Annotated in this window: 13 protein-coding genes and 1 pseudogene; 10 read left to right on the top strand and 4 right to left on the bottom strand. The window is 63.9% G+C overall.

Annotated elements, in window-relative coordinates:
• Positions 1 to 22: 22 nt before the first annotated feature.
• The 3 genes from HAHE_RS03190 to HAHE_RS03200 all read left to right on the top strand — a co-directional run bounded on the left by HAHE_RS03190 (position 23) and on the right by HAHE_RS03200 (position 2,942).
• Positions 23 to 835, top strand: a complete 813-nt coding sequence (locus HAHE_RS03190) for a sugar phosphate isomerase/epimerase family protein (protein WP_338688580.1) — start codon at positions 23 to 25, stop codon at positions 833 to 835.
• Between the two features lie 71 nt (positions 836 to 906).
• Positions 907 to 2,058, top strand: a complete 1,152-nt coding sequence (locus HAHE_RS03195; protein WP_338688581.1) for a Gfo/Idh/MocA family oxidoreductase — start codon at positions 907 to 909, stop codon at positions 2,056 to 2,058.
• 68 nt (positions 2,059 to 2,126) lie between these two features.
• Entirely contained in the window at positions 2,127 to 2,942 is an 816-nt protein-coding gene (locus tag HAHE_RS03200; protein ID WP_338688582.1) for a 3-ketoacyl-ACP reductase, read from the top strand.
• A gap of 180 nt (positions 2,943 to 3,122) precedes the next feature.
• On the opposite strand, the gene HAHE_RS03205 is transcribed toward HAHE_RS03200, so the two are convergent.
• Positions 3,123 to 4,175 (bottom strand): PilT/PilU family type 4a pilus ATPase, encoded by a 1,053-nt coding sequence (locus HAHE_RS03205; protein ID WP_338688584.1) that lies wholly within the window; start codon positions 4,173 to 4,175, stop codon positions 3,123 to 3,125.
• Between the two features lie 11 nt (positions 4,176 to 4,186).
• Positions 4,187 to 5,245, bottom strand: coding sequence for a type IV pilus twitching motility protein PilT (locus HAHE_RS03210; protein WP_338688586.1), 1,059 nt, complete (start codon positions 5,243 to 5,245; stop codon positions 4,187 to 4,189).
• A gap of 257 nt (positions 5,246 to 5,502) precedes the next feature.
• Between HAHE_RS03210 and HAHE_RS03215 the strand changes: the two genes are divergently transcribed.
• The 3 genes and pseudogenes from HAHE_RS03215 to HAHE_RS03225 all read left to right on the top strand — a co-directional run.
• Entirely contained in the window at positions 5,503 to 6,204 is a 702-nt protein-coding gene (locus HAHE_RS03215) for a CDP-alcohol phosphatidyltransferase family protein (RefSeq protein WP_338688588.1), read from the top strand.
• Positions 6,201 to 6,836 (top strand): lysophospholipid acyltransferase family protein, encoded by a 636-nt coding sequence (locus tag HAHE_RS03220; RefSeq protein WP_338688590.1) that lies wholly within the window; start codon positions 6,201 to 6,203, stop codon positions 6,834 to 6,836. The genes HAHE_RS03215 and HAHE_RS03220 overlap by 4 nt, the downstream gene beginning before the upstream one ends.
• Positions 6,823 to 7,740, top strand: a pseudogene (locus HAHE_RS03225) (phosphatidate cytidylyltransferase); the annotation flags it as partial. The gene HAHE_RS03220 and the pseudogene HAHE_RS03225, both read left to right, overlap by 14 nt.
• 104 nt (positions 7,741 to 7,844) lie before the next feature.
• Here the strand turns inward: HAHE_RS03225 and HAHE_RS03230 are convergent.
• Both HAHE_RS03230 and HAHE_RS03235 read right to left on the bottom strand, forming a co-directional pair.
• Positions 7,845 to 9,452 carry a LamG-like jellyroll fold domain-containing protein gene (locus HAHE_RS03230; RefSeq protein WP_338688593.1) on the bottom strand — a complete coding sequence of 536 codons (1,608 nt, stop codon included), beginning with the start codon at positions 9,450 to 9,452 and terminating at the stop codon, positions 7,845 to 7,847.
• Entirely contained in the window at positions 9,449 to 9,991 is a 543-nt protein-coding gene (locus tag HAHE_RS03235) for a sigma-70 family RNA polymerase sigma factor (protein ID WP_338688594.1), read from the bottom strand. The genes HAHE_RS03230 and HAHE_RS03235 overlap by 4 nt, the downstream gene beginning before the upstream one ends.
• Positions 9,992 to 10,150: 159 nt before the next feature.
• Here HAHE_RS03235 and HAHE_RS03240 point away from each other — a divergent pair, with 159 nt between their 5' ends.
• The 4 genes from HAHE_RS03240 (at position 10,151) to HAHE_RS03255 (ending at position 17,419) form a co-directional block, all read left to right on the top strand.
• On the top strand, positions 10,151 to 10,891 hold the full coding sequence (locus tag HAHE_RS03240; protein WP_338688595.1) for a PEP-CTERM sorting domain-containing protein: 741 nt from the start codon (positions 10,151 to 10,153) through the stop codon (positions 10,889 to 10,891).
• Between the two features lie 61 nt (positions 10,892 to 10,952).
• A complete protein-coding gene (locus tag HAHE_RS03245; RefSeq protein ID WP_338688596.1) occupies positions 10,953 to 13,850 on the top strand; it encodes a BNR-4 repeat-containing protein in 2,898 nt (965 codons plus the stop codon).
• Positions 13,851 to 13,869: 19 nt separating this feature from the next.
• The gene (locus HAHE_RS03250; RefSeq protein WP_338688598.1) at positions 13,870 to 16,290 is read left to right on the top strand and encodes a hypothetical protein; all 2,421 of its coding nucleotides are present in this window, start codon (positions 13,870 to 13,872) and stop codon (positions 16,288 to 16,290) included.
• 79 nt (positions 16,291 to 16,369) lie between these two features.
• Positions 16,370 to 17,419 carry a class I SAM-dependent methyltransferase gene (locus HAHE_RS03255; RefSeq protein ID WP_338688600.1) on the top strand — a complete coding sequence of 350 codons (1,050 nt, stop codon included), beginning with the start codon at positions 16,370 to 16,372 and terminating at the stop codon, positions 17,417 to 17,419.
• Positions 17,420 to 17,449: the final 30 nt, after the last annotated feature.

Below are 17,449 nucleotides of genomic sequence, written 5' to 3' on the forward strand. Positions count from 1 at the left end.
CCCAAACCCTCCCACCCCTCCCATGCTCGACCGCCTCGCCATCCACACGATCACCACCAAATCGTGGGATCTCCCCATCGCCGCGGCCAAATATGCGGCGGCCGGCATAAAAGGCGTCGGCGTCTGGCGCCAGTGGCTGGATGGCCGGCCGCTCACCGAATCCCGCCAGATCCTCGACGACCACGGTCTGAGCGCCGTCTCGCTCGTGCGCGGCGGCTTCTTCCCCCACCTGAGCCCGGAGGAGAAACAATCGGCGATCGACGACAACCTCCGCGCGCTCGACGAGGCCGCCGCCATCGGCGCCCCGCAGGTCGTGCTCGTCTGCGGTGCCAAGACCGAGCTTCCGCTTTCCGAGTCAAGGAAACACATCGAGGAGGGTCTCGCCGCCTGCATCGAACACGCGAAGGCAACCGGCGTGAAGCTCTCGATCGAGCCTCTCCATCCGATGTACGCCGACTGCCGTAGTGCGATCAACACGCTCGGCCAGACCAACGACCTCATCGACACCCTCGGCTCCCCACCCGAGATCGGTATCGCCGCTGACGTTTACCACCTCTGGTGGGATCCCGACCTGAAGAAGGAAATCGCCCGCGCCGGCCAGCGCATCATCGGCTTCCACGTCTGCGACTGGCTCACCCCGACCACCGACCTCCTCAACGACCGCGGCCTGATGGGCGAGGGCTGCATCGACATCAAGGGCATCCGCCGCGACGTCGAAGCGACCGGCTTCGACAGCTGGATCGAGGTCGAGATCTTCTCCGACCGCTGGTGGTCCCACGATCCCGACGACTACCTCCAAAAGATCATCCAAGCCTACCAACAGCACGTTCAATAAGGAGCGCGGGTTTCCAACCCGCACCCGGAACCCAACGCAGACCGGGTTTCAAACCCGCACTCCACACTCCAATGAAAACACATCGCATCGGCATCATCATGAACGGCGTCACCGGACGCATGGGCACCAACCAGCACCTGCTGCGTTCGATCGACGCGATCATCAAGCAGGGCGGAGTCAAAGTTTCGCCAACCGAGACGATTATGCCCGACCCCGTGCTCGTCGGCCGCAACGAAACGAAGCTCAAGGCCCTCATCGAAAAGACCAGCGTCGAGAAGTTCACGACCGATCTCGACTCGGTCATGAACGACCCGAGCTACGAGATCTACTTCGACGCCCAGAGCACGCTGCGCCGTTTCGACGCCGTCAAGCAGGCCGCGGCCGCCGGCAAGCACGTCTACTGCGAAAAGCCGACCGCGATCAAAACCGAGGACGCCTACGAGCTTTACAAGATCTGCCGCGATGCCGGCGTGAAGAATGGCGTCGTGCAGGACAAGCTGTGGCTCCCGGGACTCGTGAAATTCATGCGCCTCAAGGAGAACGGATTCTTCGGCGACATCATGTCGGTGCGCGGCGAGTTCGGCTACTGGGTCTTCGAGGGCCACACCGTTCCCCCTCAGCGCCCGTCGTGGAACTACCGCAAGGAAGACGGCGGCGGCATGGTCGTCGACATGCTCTGCCACTGGCGCTACGTGATCGACAACCTGTTCGGTCCGGTGAAGAGCGTCTCCACCCTCGCCTCGACGCACATTCCCGAGCGGATCGACGAGGCCGGAAAACCCTACAAGTGCACCGCCGACGACTCGGCGTACAGCACCTTCGAACTCGAGAACGGCGTCGTGTGCCACTTCAACTCGTCGTGGAACGTGCGTGTGCGCCGCGACGACCTCCTGACCATGCAGGTCGACGGCACCAAGGGTTCGGCGATTGTCGGACTCCGCGACTGCTGGATCCAGCACTACGGCAATACCCCGCGACCGGTTTGGAATCCGGACATCCCCCAGCCGATCGACTTCTACGCTGGCTGGAGCAAGGTCCCCGAGCAGGAAACCTACGACAACGCCTTCAAGATCCAGTGGGAGATGTTCCTGCGCCATGTCGTCCTCGACGAGCCATGGCACTACAATCTCCTCGAAGGCGCCAAGGGCGTCCAACTCGCCGAACTCGGTCTGCAGTCGAGCGAAGAACGGCGCTGGGTCGAGGTCCCGGAGCTGAAACCCTGACGGGACCGCGAGCTTCAGCTCGCCCCGGAGCCCATGCGAGCTGAAGCTCGCGGTCCATTTCCCCAACGATGCCTACCCCACTCGATACTTCTCACTCGCCACTCGGCACTCCGCCGAAGGCGGCCTTGGTCACCGGCGGATCCCGCGGCATCGGCCTCGGCTGCGCCCTCGCTCTCGCCAAGGAAGGACACCGCATCGCCATCAACGGCATGCGGCCCGAAGACCAGGTCACCGAGGTCCTCGATCAGATCCGCACAGCCGGAGCCCCCGAAGTGATCTACTGCCAAGGGGATGTCGGAACCGGCGAAGGTCGTGGAGCCATCCTTGCGAAGGTCCGTGCAGAGTTCGGCGCGCTCAACGTCCTGGTCAACAATGCCGGCGTTGCGCCGACCGAGCGCAAGGACGTGCTGGTGACTTCTCTCGACAGCTTCCGGCGCCTGATGTCGATCAATCTCGAAGGCCCCTATTTCCTCACACAGTCAGTCGCCAACTGGTTGATCGACCAGAAGCAGGCGGATGCATCGTTCGAAGGCTGCATCATCAACGTCAACTCGATCAGCGCGACGGTCGTCTCCACCAACCGCGGCGAGTACTGCGTCAGCAAGGCCGGGCTCGCCATGGTCACGCAACTATTCGCTGCCCGGCTCGGCGAGTTCGACCTGCCGGTTTACGAGGTCCGCCCCGGCGTGACCAAGACGGACATGACCAGCGGCGTGACGGAAAAGTATGACAAGTTGATCGCGGATGGACTTTGCGTCACTCCGCGCTGGGGATTCCCCGAGGATGTCGGCAAGGCGGTCGCTTCCCTCGCACGTCGCGACTTCCCCTACTCGACCGGTCAGACGATCATGATCGACGGCGGCCTGACGATTCCGCGGCTCTGATCCGATACCTCCGCGGAAGACCTCCTAAAGGAGGAACTACAAACCCCAGTGACCCGCGACGAGGGTTCGTAGTTCCCCCTTCAGGGGGCCGCGGAGCCACGGGCGAGGACCGCGCGAGCCCACTCGCGCCCCATCGGTCCGGCAGATGCGCGAGTGAGCTCGCGCGGTCCATGCCTCCGGTCACTCGAAGTTCTTCCGCTCCCTCGCGTGGAGCAGCGCTTCGTCGGCGGTGATGTAGCCGGCCTGGAGCAGACCCATGATCGACTGGTCGATCGTCCGGTTGCCATCCCGGAAGGCGATCTCCATCAGACCGACGATCTGCTCGAACTTCTTCTCGCGGATGCACGCCCGGATGCCGTGGTTCGCCCTGAGAACTTCAGACGCCAGGATCCGGCCCTGCCCATCGGCCCGCGGAATCAGGCGCTGGGAAATGATTCCCTCAAGCACACCCGCAAGCTGCGTGATGATCTGTGCCTGCTGATCCGCCGGGAACACGTCGACCAACCGGTCAATCGACTGCGGCGCGTCCAGGGTGTGCAGGGTCGCAAGCACCAGGTGGCCCGTTTCCGCCGCGGTCAGGGCGATGCGGATCGTCTCAAGGTCACGGAGTTCCGAAACCACGATGACGTCCGGATCCTGACGCAGCGCCTGCCTCAGCGCGACCGGGAAGCCCTTGGTGTCGTGCCCGACTTCCCGCTGTTTGATCAGACAGGAGTTGTGGCTGAACACATACTCGATCGGATCCTCGATCGTCACGATCACCCCGGAGCGCGTCTCGGAAATCCGGCGAATCATCGCCGCAAGCGTTGTCGTCTTGCCCGATCCGGTAATGCCGGTCACGAGCACCAGGCCGCGTCGCAGCTGGCAGATCTGTCCGACCACATCGTGGTGCCCGAGGTTATCCAACTCGGGAATCTCTTCAGGAATGAAACGAAAGGCCGCCTCGTGTCCACCTCGGACGACGTGCACGTTGCCCCGGAACCTCCCCACCCCCTCGAGCGCGAGGGCGTAGTCGAGCTCGAGTTCGGATTCGAGCTTCGTCCGCTGCGCCTCGCTCAACGTCTGGTCGATCAGTCGACCGACTGTTTCCGGATCGAACAGGAAATCCTCCAGCGGCTTCAGGCTTCCCGAAACTCGCGCGGCCGGAGGCGCCCACGCCGAAAGGTGCAGGTCGGAACCTCCAAGCTCGACGGTTTCGCGGAGGTAGTCGGTGATCTCTTTGGCTTCGCTCATGGTGAAATGGGTCAGGAAATGCCACGCATAGCCCGATCGAAGTCCTGGGGCCGGTCGCAGGCGGAACGGGCGACATCGACGTCGACGATGTTCTGTTTCGTCGCCGCGACAAGGTAGCGGAGGAACGGACAGGCCGTGCTGCCGTCGGCACGGTCGAGGTAATCGCGCACCTCGGAGAACGCCCCCTCGGTGATGAACTTGCGGGTCACGGCGACATTCTCGAAGTACTCCAGCACCGCGACCAGTCCGCCATCAAGGCGTGGCAGCAGTTGCTGGGCGATCACCCCGATCAGCTGCCGGGCGAGCAGCTGCGTCGTTCCGAAACTCCCGGCATCAAGCATCCGCGTGAGCCGTTCCATCGCCACCGGCACACCGGAGACGCCCGACCCGTGGAGCGTGGAAATCACCAGGTGCCCGGTCTCGGCCGCACGCAGCGCGGCAAGCGCCGAATCGGCATCACGGATCTCACCGAAGAAAATGACATCCGGATTCTGACGCAACGCCTGGCGCAGAGCGGTCTCGAAGTCGCTGGTATCGCGCTGCACTTCCCGCTGGGAAAAGAACGACTGCTGGTTGACGAAAAGGTACTCGATCGGGTCCTCGATCGTCACGATGTGACGTTGCTGGTTGCGGTTGATCCACTCGAGACAGGCCGCGACGGTGGTCGACTTGCCGGAGCCGGTCGGGCCGCAAACGAGGATCAGTCCCGAACGGCGACCGAGCCACTTGGTGAGGAGTTCGCCAGGCAGACCGAGTTCCTCGAAGTCCGGGATCTCGCTCTTGATCGGGCGCAACACCATGCCGATGCGTCCCAAGGTGCGGTAGCTGTTCACCCGGAGACGGCCTGCTCCGGGCACGACAAAGCTGGCGTCCCCGTCGTTGTCCTCATCCGGATCCATGCCGCACTCGCGCCAGACGCCAGCGATGGCTTCCTCCTCAATCGGCTCGCCGTGGGCGATGATCACCTCGCCGTCCTTCCTCACCCGCGGCCGCTCGCCTTCCACCAGGAACACATCGCTCGCGCCGCCCGTGAAGGCAGTGGTGAGGAGCTCAAGAATCGACGCATGCATGCGATGGCGAAGCTAACAAAACCCGGTGCGACGGGAAGGAGGAATAGCAGATGTCTTGCGCGACCCTGGAGGGACCCTCGTGAAGAATACGAACCACGAATGGACACAAATGGACACGAATCACAGCCAGACCGGCCAACAATACGCCTACGATACAACAAAGCTCCACTGCTGCCGATCACGACGCGATGCCTGAGGGAAAATTGGTGTCCATTCGAGTCCATTCGTGGTTCCCCTCGCCCCGACAATGGTTCCCCATGAACTTGTCACTGCCTCCCCCGGCTGACAGGCTGGGGAGCATGGACCCGGAGAGCCGCCGGCCTTTGAAAACCCGCTCGACGCGCTGGGCGCACGCGCTGGCGGCGTCGATGAGCCGGGCCGGCATCACACCGAACGCCATCTCCGCCACCAGCCTCGTGTTCGCGATTCTCGGCGGCGCCTCCTTCATCATCGCCGGACATCAGGATGAAGGCGCCTGGGTCGTCTTCTGGCTCGTCGGGGCGGCCATGATCCAGCTCCGGCTGCTTTGCAACCTGATGGACGGCATGGTCGCGATCGAGGGTGGTCACAAGACTCCGACCGGCGAGCTGTGGAACGAGATCCCCGACCGCTTCGCCGACGTGATCCTGCTCGGGTGTGCGGGCCTCGCGATCTGCCACTCAGAGGACCATGCCGACCTGCTGGGGGCGGCTGCGGGCTGCGCCGCGGTGATGACCGCCTACATCCGTGCGGTCGGTGCCTCGCTTACCGGCCGACACGACTTCTGCGGCCCGTGCGCCAAGCCGCACCGCATGGCGATCCTGACCCTGGCCGCCATCCTCACCGCGATCCAGCCGTTGGGCGCCACCGATGGACGGATCATGTGGTGGGCTCTGGCCGTCATCGCGATCGGCACCATGCTGACCTTCTTCCGCCGCACCCTGCGGCTCGCCGCCGAATTGAAAAAGCGGGAATCATGAAGAGCGCCTCCCTCTCCTTCCTCACCCGACTCGCCACCGGCGTGAGGCTGGCGAGTGACCTTCCGGTCCCGGCCGCACCCCGCCTCTACTTCGCCAACCATTCGTCGCATCTCGACTTCGTCGTGATCTGGTCTGCCTTGCCGAAGCTCCTGCGCGCCCGCACGCGGCCAGTCGCCGCCGCGGAGTATTGGGAAGGCGACGCGCTCCGCCGTTGTCTGGCGGACCGGGTTTTCAACGCGGTCCTCATTCCCCGCAACCCGGCACGGATGCGAAAAGAGAACCCGGTCGAGTTGATGCACGAAGCCGTGGCGAACGATGCCGACCTCATCCTTTTCCCCGAAGGCACCCGCAGCAGAAGCGGCCATGTCGCACCCTTCAAACCGGGCTTCTACCACCTCGCGTCGCGGCATCCGGAAATCGAGCTCGTACCGGTGTATCTCGAGAACCTGAACCGCATCCTGCCAAAGGGGGAGCACGTCCCGATCCCGCTGATGGGACGTGTCGAATTCGGCGAACCGATCGCCGGCCCCGCGCCCGGTGAGGACAAGTCCGACTTCCTCCAGCGCTCGCGCATGGCCGTGATCGAACTCTCCCGCGGCAATCTGACCATTTCCCCCGATGAAGGATCCTGAACTCCTGTACCTGATTGGCGGCGTCGTCGCCGTCCTGGTGATCGCCTCGCTGATCACCGAGACGCTGTGCCGCAAACGCGAGCCGACTCCGACCCTTATCAACCTTCGCCAGCGGGTTCGCGCGTGGTGGTGGATGATGCTCGTCTTCGGCTCGTCACTCGCCCTCGGCCGCACCGGCGTGTTCGGCTTCTACACCCTGCTGTCGTTTCTGGCGCTGCGTGAGTTCCTCACGCTTTCACCCACACCGCGCGGCGACCACCGCACGCTCGCGCTCGTCTTCTTCATCGTCCTGCCGCTGCACTACCTTTTCGCCTGGGCTCCTTGGTACGGAATGTTCCTGATCTGGATTCCTGTCTACTCGTTCGTCTTCATCCCGATCCGGAGTGCGCTTGGCGGCGACACCGACCGCTTTCTGGAAAGGACCGCCCGCATCCAATGGGGCGTGCTGACCTGCATCTACTTCCTCAGCTACCTGCCGATGCTCCTCTACCTCCCCATCCCGGGATACGAGGGTCAGAATGCCAAGCTGCTGTTCTTCGTCGTCCTGGTCACTCAGATCAGCGACGTGATGCAGTATGTCTTCGGCAAGCTGTTCGGAAAGCACCCGATCGCGCCCAGCGTCAGCCCGTCAAAGACCCGGGAAGGACTGATCTTCGGCGGCCTCGCGGCGACCGGGATCGGCACCGCCCTGTGGTGGGCCACTCCATTCCATCCGGGTGCCGCCGCCGCGATGTCGGCGTTGCTGGTGCTCGCCGGATTTCTCGGCGGACTCGTGATGTCGGCCGTGAAGCGGTCCCTCGGAGCCAAGGACTGGGGGCGAGGGATCCCAGGACACGGTGGCGTACTCGACCGCCTCGACTCGCTGCTCTTCGCCGCTCCCCTCTTCTTCCACGTCTGCGGCTACTACCTCAGCACCGACATGAACGAGGCCCACGGGCGATTCGAGGTCTTCGACAACATCCTCCACCTCTGGCAGTGATCGATCCCGACCGGAAACGTCCGATGCCGTCAGCGTCCGGCTGAACCCGAACCGACAGCCGCTTGATACTGAAGGCTGACCTCGGTCCCGGTGATCGGTCGGCTCCAGAGCGCGACCTCGTCGACCCATCCGCGGAACTGGACGAGATTCTTCTCCAAAGTGGTGAAGCCGGATCCGGTCTTGCCGAAGCGGACGTTGATCCCCGACAGGCTCTTGCCCGGGCGGACCCTCGACTCCTCGTCGCGCGCCGCCAGCTTGCCGTCCACGTAAAGCTCCACCGCACCGGGACCCCAACTCGCCGCCACGTGATGCCACTGGCCGTCAGCCGAACTCCTCGATGACGACAGAAGCACATCGCGATCCCCCGCTTCCATGAAGAACTGCACCCGACCCGATTCCGAAAGGTAGGCGTGCATTTCCTCCTGAGGCCCGAGCCCGCGCCCCTGGTTAACGCCGGCATACCAGAGCACCTCCGCCTGGCCGATGTCCGGATTGCGCCGGAACCAGAACGAGACGGAGCCTTCCTTGGGTGACACCCCCTCGGGCGAGTCGAGACTGTAGAGAAGCGAGCGGTCGCTGTCGGCGGGCAGAAACGCCCCGCGGTTGTCCTTCGCGAACCCGTCGAATCCCGAAGCCGGCCTGACACCCGCCGCAGCCGGGTCGACCGATCCCGCGTACATCCCGGTGGTTCCGCCCTCGACCTCGTTGGCTGCCTCTCCGACCACCTTCTCGTCAAGGCGCCAGTACCCGCGCGGGGCCTGCCCCATCACGGTGGTGGCGTAGGTCGGCCCGGAATTCAGCAGCGCGGGAAGCCCGGGGAAAGGATCGGCAGCAAGCGGCACTGTCGTGCTCCTACCGTCCGCCTCGAACAAGATGCCGGTCGTTCCTGCGAGCACCTTGCTCCGGCTGCCGTCCTTGCGGAAGCGGGCCTCGACGATTCCCTCGATGACATGCAGTTCCGCCTGAAGATCATCGCGCACCCGGACTCCGAAACGCGTTCCGATATCTACGAAATCCATCGTAGGAGTGACGACGCGAAGCGGCTCCGCTCCATCGCCGGTATCAGCCCACAGCCAGCCCTGCTCGAGTTCCGGCTCCTCCAGCTTCGGAAAGCGGACGAAAGCCGGCCCCTGGATCACGAAACGCGTTCCGGACTCCAGATCCACCGTCAGGGTCCCCGACGACACCGTGAGCGAGCATCCTTCTTCCACGACTTCGAGTGCCCCGTCCGCCGTCTCGCCTGCCTTCGAGATCGACCATGCGCTGCCTTCGGACGCGGCGAGCGGAACCTTCCTCGGATCGGGCTGGCCGAACACCACCAACCACGCGATACCCGCGAACAGCATGATAACCGCAGCGGCAGCGAGCACCGAATAACCGAGCACCTTCTTCTGCACCCGGGCACCCGGCAGCATCGGCAGCGTGCCTTCCTCCTTCTTCGTCTCCGCCTTGATCTGCAACAGGGCCGAGAGCTCGAAGTAGGAAAGATAGAGCGATCTCGCCTGTGGTGACTCTTCGAGGATCCCGAACAGCTCCGCTTCCTCCTCTGGCGAAAGGGCGCCGTTCTCGAAGTCCCCGATCACCCGCCAAAGCGAATTCGAAGTGACCTCGGTTGGATGGGGATCCTGCTCGCTCACGCGGCACCTCCTTCCGCGAGATGGGTCCGGCGGCGAATGCAGTGCCTCAGGATGCTCCGGATCCGATGGAGCGAAACCCGCACGCTGTTGCTGGTGCGGCCCATTTCCTCCGCCAGCTGGCCCGGCTTGGCACCGGCCAAATGCCGTCGCAGGACGAGCGCCCGGTCTTCGGGACGCAAGGATTGGATGCACTCGCCGAGAAACTCGGAACGCTTCTCGATTCCCTCGAAGCCTTCTTCGGCCGCCTGCTCCGCCAGCCGGTTGAGCAGTTCCTCGGGCATCGCCGACTCGCGACGACGCTTCTGGTCACGCCAGTAGGCCATGACGCGGAAGCGGGCCACCGAGAACATCCATGCCTTGAACTCGGTCCCCGGCTCGAACTCGTCGCGCTTCTGCCAGATCACCAGCGACGTCTCCTGCATCACGTCTTCCATGTCGGTCCGTCCCGGCATCAGGGAGACCAGGAACGCCCGCAAGGCGTTCTGGTGCTTCACCAGCAGTTGGACGATCTCGTCGTCTTTGGAACTTCTTGGATCCATACAAAATGCGAACGAACCACCTGACTATACCGGTCTCGCGCCAAACATTATCCGCAAATTCCTGACAATCGGGCCTGCGGTAACCAGCCACGCCGCCAGACCGAAAATTTCTTCGGATCCCCAGTAATGATGCGCTCCCGCTCGGTATTTCCCAGATGAATGAGACTCAAAAACCTGGTTCTCCCCTTCATTGCCGGACTCATCCCGCACTCACTCAGCGCCGCCATCACCTACGTCGATGCGGTCCACGGAGCCTCGGGCAACACCTACGAGACCGGCGGTTCGGCCGGGGACACCGCCTGGCTCAACCTCACCGACAGTTCGGACGAGGATCAGGATCAATGGCGCCTCCGCACGGGTGCGAGCCGCGGGGTCGGTGACACCATTTTCCACGCCCGCGACAACGGCAGCCAGGACGGGGGCGACACCATCCCCGAACTCACCATCGAGCTGCCGGGTCTCGCCGACGGCACCTACAACATCTACGTCTTCTTCTGGGACGACCCCAACTCGGTCAACAACACGCAAAACATCGACGCCGGCCTGACCTCGGGCAACCTGACGACCTACGGCGCCGACAATCCGCTCATCAACGGGGAAGCCGCAACCGTCGCAGCCCTGGCATCGAGCTACTCCTACTCGGGAACCGATCCCTCGACGGCCACCCTGTTCAACACCTGGAATCTCCACGCGGCGCAGGTCGGCCAAGCGGTCGTGAGCGGCGGATCGACAGTCCTGGTCTATGTCGACCATTCACAACCGACGACCGGCCTGACCTCAACCGCCCAGGTCCGCACGCTTTTCGACGGCGTCGGCTACGAGCTCGTTCCGGAACCCTCGACGGCCCTTCTCGGAGTTCTGGGCGCCTTCACCCTGCTCATCCGCCGACGCCCGCGATGACGATTGCCAGTCCGGAGGGCAGACCGATCCAAACCCTGCCTCCCCGGTTGAATCGATACCCATGAAGTCTGGATTCGCGATCGCCCTCGCCCTCTCCCTGGCCACCACATCTCACGCAGGTGTGACCTATGTGGACGCCACCCTGGCCAACACCGACAACGCCTCAGGAGGAGGCGATGCCACGTGGGCCGATGGCGATGACGGAACTACTGGAGGAACCGTAGCCGACGGCTCCGCCACCAATGACGGCCTGTGGCGCTTTCGATCGGCCCAGGGAAATGGCGGCATCTGGGAAGCCACGAGCGGCAGCGCCGTGGCGGAGGACTGCGCCGAGATCGCGGTATCGGTCGCCGTTCCCAATGAACTCTACAACGTCTACGTTTTCTACTACCCGGTCACCACGTCCGGCGACTTTCCGATCCGGGCCGGTTTTTCACCTTCTCCGAATACCAACCCGATCTTCGACCGGGCCGGAGCCAAAGGAACCGCCGGACAGGACGCCGCGACGCTGAGCTTCGATGTCGCCCCGCCGAGCGGTGGCGAGAGCCGCACGCTGCTCTACGGCCTGATCGGACAGGTCGAGGTGACCGACGGGTCGCTGGAGGTCTTCATCGACGACTTTCCCGCCTCCTCCACGGGCACTTCCAACGACCGGACCTGGTTCGCAGGCATCGGCTACGAAGTCGGCACACCGCCACCCGCGCCGGATCCGCCCGACCAGATCGAGGGCACGCTCATCTCCATCGACCCCGACGCCGCGTGGACATGGTACACCGACGAACGGGCGATCATCGACTTCCCCCGCCTGATTGCCGGAGGAGTTCGGGGAAAGGACTGGTTCGGCTCGGTCGGCGACATCGTCGGCACCCAGTTCGATCTCACGACCGGCCAGCGGACGCCCTTTCTCCTCGGCCCTCCACCGATCAAGGAACCCTCCAACATCGGCTCGGGCGATACCGCCGAGGACAAGGACGATCACAACACCGCGGCGTTCATCAGGCTTCCCGACGGCCATTACGTCAGCGCCTGGTCATCGCACTCGGAGAACAACGAGATCCACATCCGGCGTTCGACCAACCCCGGCGACGCGACCGCATGGGACCCGGAGCAAATCTACGAGCGAAGTGTGGCCGATGGAGCGAGCGAGCCCAACGACGTCACCTATCACAACCTGATCTACCTCAGCGCCGAGGGCACCGGACAAGGGCGGCTCTACAACTTCTTCCGCAACGATCTCGCCGACAGTTGGGACCGCTGGTTCATCTACTCGGACGATCTGGGTGTCACTTGGAACTGGGGCGGCAGGCACACCGGTCAGGACGACCCGGAAATTCGGCCTTACCCGAAGTATGCCACCAACGGCGTCGACACGATCTGGTGGATCTCGTCGGAGGACAACTCGGGGCAGAACATCTGGTCGGGCTACATCAAAGACGGCGGCAACCACAAGATGGACGGATCGATCGTGGACGCCGACATCTTCGACAACAGCGCCTCACCGGTCGGCTCCTACACCTCCGTCATGATGAGTGGCGACCTCGACGACGGGACTTCGATGGAAGAACTGTGGCCGCGCGACCTCGAGTATGACGCCGCGGGCAATCTCGCCGGGACATGGCGGGCGAATGGCAACGGATCGAGCACCGACCTCCGCCAGTTCTACGGCCACTGGGATCCCGTAGGCGGGACATGGATCGTGAACCGCCTCTGTTTCACCGGCGACTTCAGCGTGACGCTCCAGCAGGACGGCAGCACTCCCCACCGCGGCACGCCGCTTTCCGCCATCAACCCGAAGAATGCCAACGTCTGCTTCTTCAGCGCGAATGCCGATCCGGCGACCGGTGCGCCATTGGTTTCGCAAGCCGACGGCCGGCGCAACTTCGAGATCTTCCGCGCCGAAACCAGCGATAGCGGAGCGACCTGGCAGTACACCCAGATCACCCGCGATTCGTCGTGCCACAACTTCCGCGTGTCGGTCGTGCCATGGGACGAGGACAATACCTGCGTCATGTGGATGCGCGGCTATTACGACCGCTGGTTCTTCAACGCCAACAACAACGGCTGGGACTGCGCGCTCGTCGCGTGGCTGGACCGTCCCTCCGAGTCTTCCGCGCCACTCCTCCACTACACCGACGCCGATCTGACGAACACGACGCTGGCCGACGGGAGCCCGCTTACGACCTACACCACCAGCAGCAGCAGCGCCGGAGCAGACGACAACCAGTGGCACCTCCGGACGAACCCGTCGCTTGGCAACAACGGCACGATCTTCACCGCCAACGAATCCGTTCCGTATGCCGAGGACTGCCCGGTTCTGAAGACGACCGTCCCGGGAGTGGCTCCGGGAACCTACGACGTCTTCGCCTGCTTCTGGTCTCTCTCCAACGACGACTTTGACCTCATGGCCGGTCTGACTGAGGACTCGCTCGCCTTTTTCCAAAGGAAGTCCTCCCAACACGCGCCGGCTTCGGAGTTCGACACCACGGTGCTCGACTCGGAATCCAGCCGTCGCCTTTACCGAGGCTATGTCGGCCGGGTTACTCTTCCAGCCGCCGGATCGGTCGAAGTGTTCGTCGATCAGTTCGCCAACGACGCCGACACCAACAGCCGGACTTGGTACGACGGCATCGCCCTGCAGCAGGTCGGCAGCGACGACGATGATTCGGACAGCGATGGGCAGGCCGACTCCGACGAGGTCGTGGCGGGAACGGATGCATTCGACGGCGGTGACTTCTTTGCCATCGACACTTTCAGCGAACCGGACGGCGGACCGGTCGACCTCGACCTGTCCGGAAAAGCTGGCCGCATCTACCAGCTCTGGCGTTCGACCGACCTCATCACCTGGACCCCCGTCGGCCCCGCGACCGATCCGCTCGCCGCCGACGGACCCGTCTCGCTTTCCGATCCATCGCCTCCGGCCGTCCGGGCGTTCTACCGCGCCAGCGTAAGCCTTCCCTGAACCAAAATACCCACCTGACATGAAACTACCCGTCCTTGCAGCCCTGACCACGACGCTGATCACCTCGCTATCCGCCCAAACTGTCCTCGAGTGGGCGCTTTCCGAGACCAGCCCGAATCCGGATGTCGACGACACGCCGTCGCTCGGTGGCACGCTCGCCGTGCCGATCGTCGGGGACGCGTCCGACGGTGATGCCGACTCATCGGCCCTGATCGGGCGCTTCACACCGGTCACGCTGGCCGCCGAAAACGACTCCATCACGATCAGCTACGATGTGATCTTTATCGGAGGCTTCGGGTCAGGCGCGGCCAACGCCGACTTCCGCTGGGGGCTTTTCAACAGTCAGGGAACCAGCTTCACCGGCGAAGAGGCCGACCTCTCGGGCTGGACCGGAGCCTACGCTTTCAACTCGGGTTCCACGATCAACGACGCCGACATCTACGTCCGCGACACCGTCAACACGGACCGCTTCTACGTCAGCGCCGGGGCAACGGACATCACCGGCGCTTCGGACTTCGCCAACCAGGACTTCGATTCCGACGGTGTGATCTATACCGCGACCCTGACCATCACCCGCCTGGCCGGAGACGTGATGGACATCGCCGCCACCCTCACCGGTGACGACGGCTACAGCTTCAGCCTTGGCGGCCAGGAAACCGTAAACGCCGAGTTCACCTTCGACCGGATCGGATTCTGGATTAACTCGCTCTCGGCGGACCAGGTCGCCTTCAAGGAAAGCTCCGCTCCGGACTCCACCGACGGCGACTCCATCCCCGACCTTGAGGAAGTCCGCTGGTTCACGAACCTGACGGCCGCCGACGACAGCTCGAACTCGGATGGCGACGCGCTTTCGGATCTCGATGAGATCACGGTGACCTTCACCGACCCGACCGATGCCGGCGACCCTCCGCCGCAGTTGCCCGCCCTGTTCGTCGACTTCAATGCCGACGGCACGGCCGGACAGATCGGACCCAACTCCGAGACCGACTACGTCGCCTACACCGCCCCTCACGAATCGAACTCGATCGACGATCCCGCAGGCCTCGACTTCCCCGTCTTCGGCACCACGGTGAACCTCGCAGTGGACTACACCGACGACGATGACTTCACGGCGTTTCCCGTGACGGTCAAACAGATGATCGGCCGCGACAACACCGCCACCGCCGCCTACGACGGGACCATGGCCGAACTGATGCGCGACTGGGTGGGAATCGACTCTCGCGCTGCGGAGGGCGGCAACGGCCCGGTCGGCAACGCGTTCGGAACCCCGACCAACATGACCTTCACGCTCACCGGAATCCCGGCCGGCGACTACGAATACCGCGCCTACCACCACGACGTGGCGAACATCGAGGGGAATTTCGAACTGACGATCACGGATGCGACCCGCACCAACACCTCGCTCGGCAATTTCCAGATGACCGCCAGCGCACCCACGGAGGGCAACCCGGTGTATGACGCCACCGGCAACAAGGGCACCGCGGGAGTCGATGCGGGCACACTCACCTTCGCAGCCGGTGAGGAACCACCAACCGGTGGTGAAACACGGACACTCCTCGGTGCCAACATCGGACAGGCCGTCGTGTCGGGAGGAACGCTCGAAGTCTACCTCGACGACTTCCCCGCATCCCTGACTGGAACTTCCAACGACCGCACCTGGCTCCAGGGCATCGGCTACATGTCGACCAGCGGATCGGAGATCACCTATGTCGATGTCACCCTGCTCAACACCGACATCGTCGGTGGCGGTGCCGACTCCCTCTGGGCCGACGGCGACGACGCCACGACCGGAGGCACGATAACGGACGGCTCGGCGACCAACGACGGTCTGTGGCGCTTCCGATCCGCGCAAGGCAATGGCGGCATCTGGGAGGCCACCGGTGGCAGTTCCGTCGCGGAAGACTGCGTGGAGATCGTCACCAGTGTCGCGGTCCCCGATGACACCTATGACGTTTATGTCTTCTACTACCCGGTCAACGGCACGGGCGACTACCCGGTCAGGGCCGGACTGACGAGTGGCGCCCCGGTTCCGTCCAATCCGGGAACCGGCAACCCACCTTCGGCCCTGGCCTCGACCCTCACGATTCCCTTCACCTCCGACGGAAACCCAGTCGTCTTCACCTACCGCGTCTATGAGGAACCCGGTAGCGAAGCCCTCAGCGTGGTGGGCGTGAACGGATTCGAAATCACCGAGGCGGTTGCCGGCGGCGACCTACAGGTCACCTCCATCACGAAGGTCGGCAACAATATCACCCTCACGTGGATTTCGGCGCCCGGAGCCAATTACGACATCATGGCCGGTATCGACCTCGTCGGCTTCCCCACCCTCGCCGCGGACAACATCGCGTCGCAGGGAACCACCACCACCCACACTTTCGCCGTGCCTGCCGGCCTCCTGGCGGAACCTGCCGTGTTCTTCGTCGTCCAGGACGCCCCGTGACTTCCGCGTCCTTCCTCCGACAGAATCCGCCCGGTTGAAGGTCATTGAACGGGGCGGATCCGGAGGCTATAGCGGACGGATGAATGAAGAGAAGCTTCACGGGCTCGTCGGCAGGATTCTTCAGGACCTTGGTGGGGCGTTCAGCGTTCCGCTGGTCCAAATCGGTGAGCGTCTCGGTCTCTACAAGGCCCTTTCCGAGAGCGGGCCGCTGACGTCGGAGGACCTGGCCGGAGCAACCGGCCTGAGCGAGCGCTATCTCAGGGAGTGGCTTTCCGCGATGTCGGCATCGGGCTACATCGACTACGATGCCGACGCACGGAAGTTCTCGATGAGCCCCGAGCAGGCGTTCATCCTGGCCCAGCCCGACAGTCCTTTCTACCTCGCCCCTGCCTTCGGCGCCGCCGCCGCCTTCCACGGGAACCTCGAGAAAGTGTGCGACGCGTTTTCCAGCGGTGAAGGCGTTCCGTGGGGAGACCAGTCCGAGTGCCTGTCGTGCGCGGTCGCGCGCTTCTTCCGTCCGGGCTACCACAATCACCTCGTTCAGGAGTGGCTTCCCGCTCTTGAGGGTGTCGTCGCCAAGTTGGAAGCCGGCGCCGACGTCGCGGACATCGGTTGCGGCCACGGCCTGTCCACCGTGATCATGGCCAAGGCCTTCCCGAATTCCCGTTTTGTCGGCTACGACTACCACCCGCCGTCGATCGAGGAGGCAACACGGCACGCCGCCGAGCACGACCTTGAGAACCTCAAGTTCGAAGTCCATCAGGCGAAGGACCTTCCGGGCTCCTTCGACCTCGTGACCCTCTTCGATTGCCTTCACGACCTCGGCGACCCGGTCGGTGCGATGCAATCGATCGGTCGGGCCCTGAAGCCCGACGGCACATGCATGATTGTCGAGCCGATGGCCGGCGATTCCCTGACCGAGAATCTCAACCCGGTTGGTCGCTTGTATTACTCCGCCTCCACCATGGTGTGCGTACCAACCTCGCTTTCCCAAGAAGTCGGCGTCGCCCTCGGGGCGCAGGCCGGGGAGTCCCGGCTCCGCGAAGTCATTGTCGACGGCGCCGGTTTCTCCACTTGCCGCCGTGCGGCCGAAACGCCCTTCAATCTGATCCTCGAAGCGAAGCCATGAATGACTACGCTGGCTGACTCCGGCGCAAAA

It is taken from the genome of Haloferula helveola (assembly GCF_037076345.1).
Lineage (GTDB): Bacteria > Verrucomicrobiota > Verrucomicrobiia > Verrucomicrobiales > Akkermansiaceae > Haloferula > Haloferula helveola.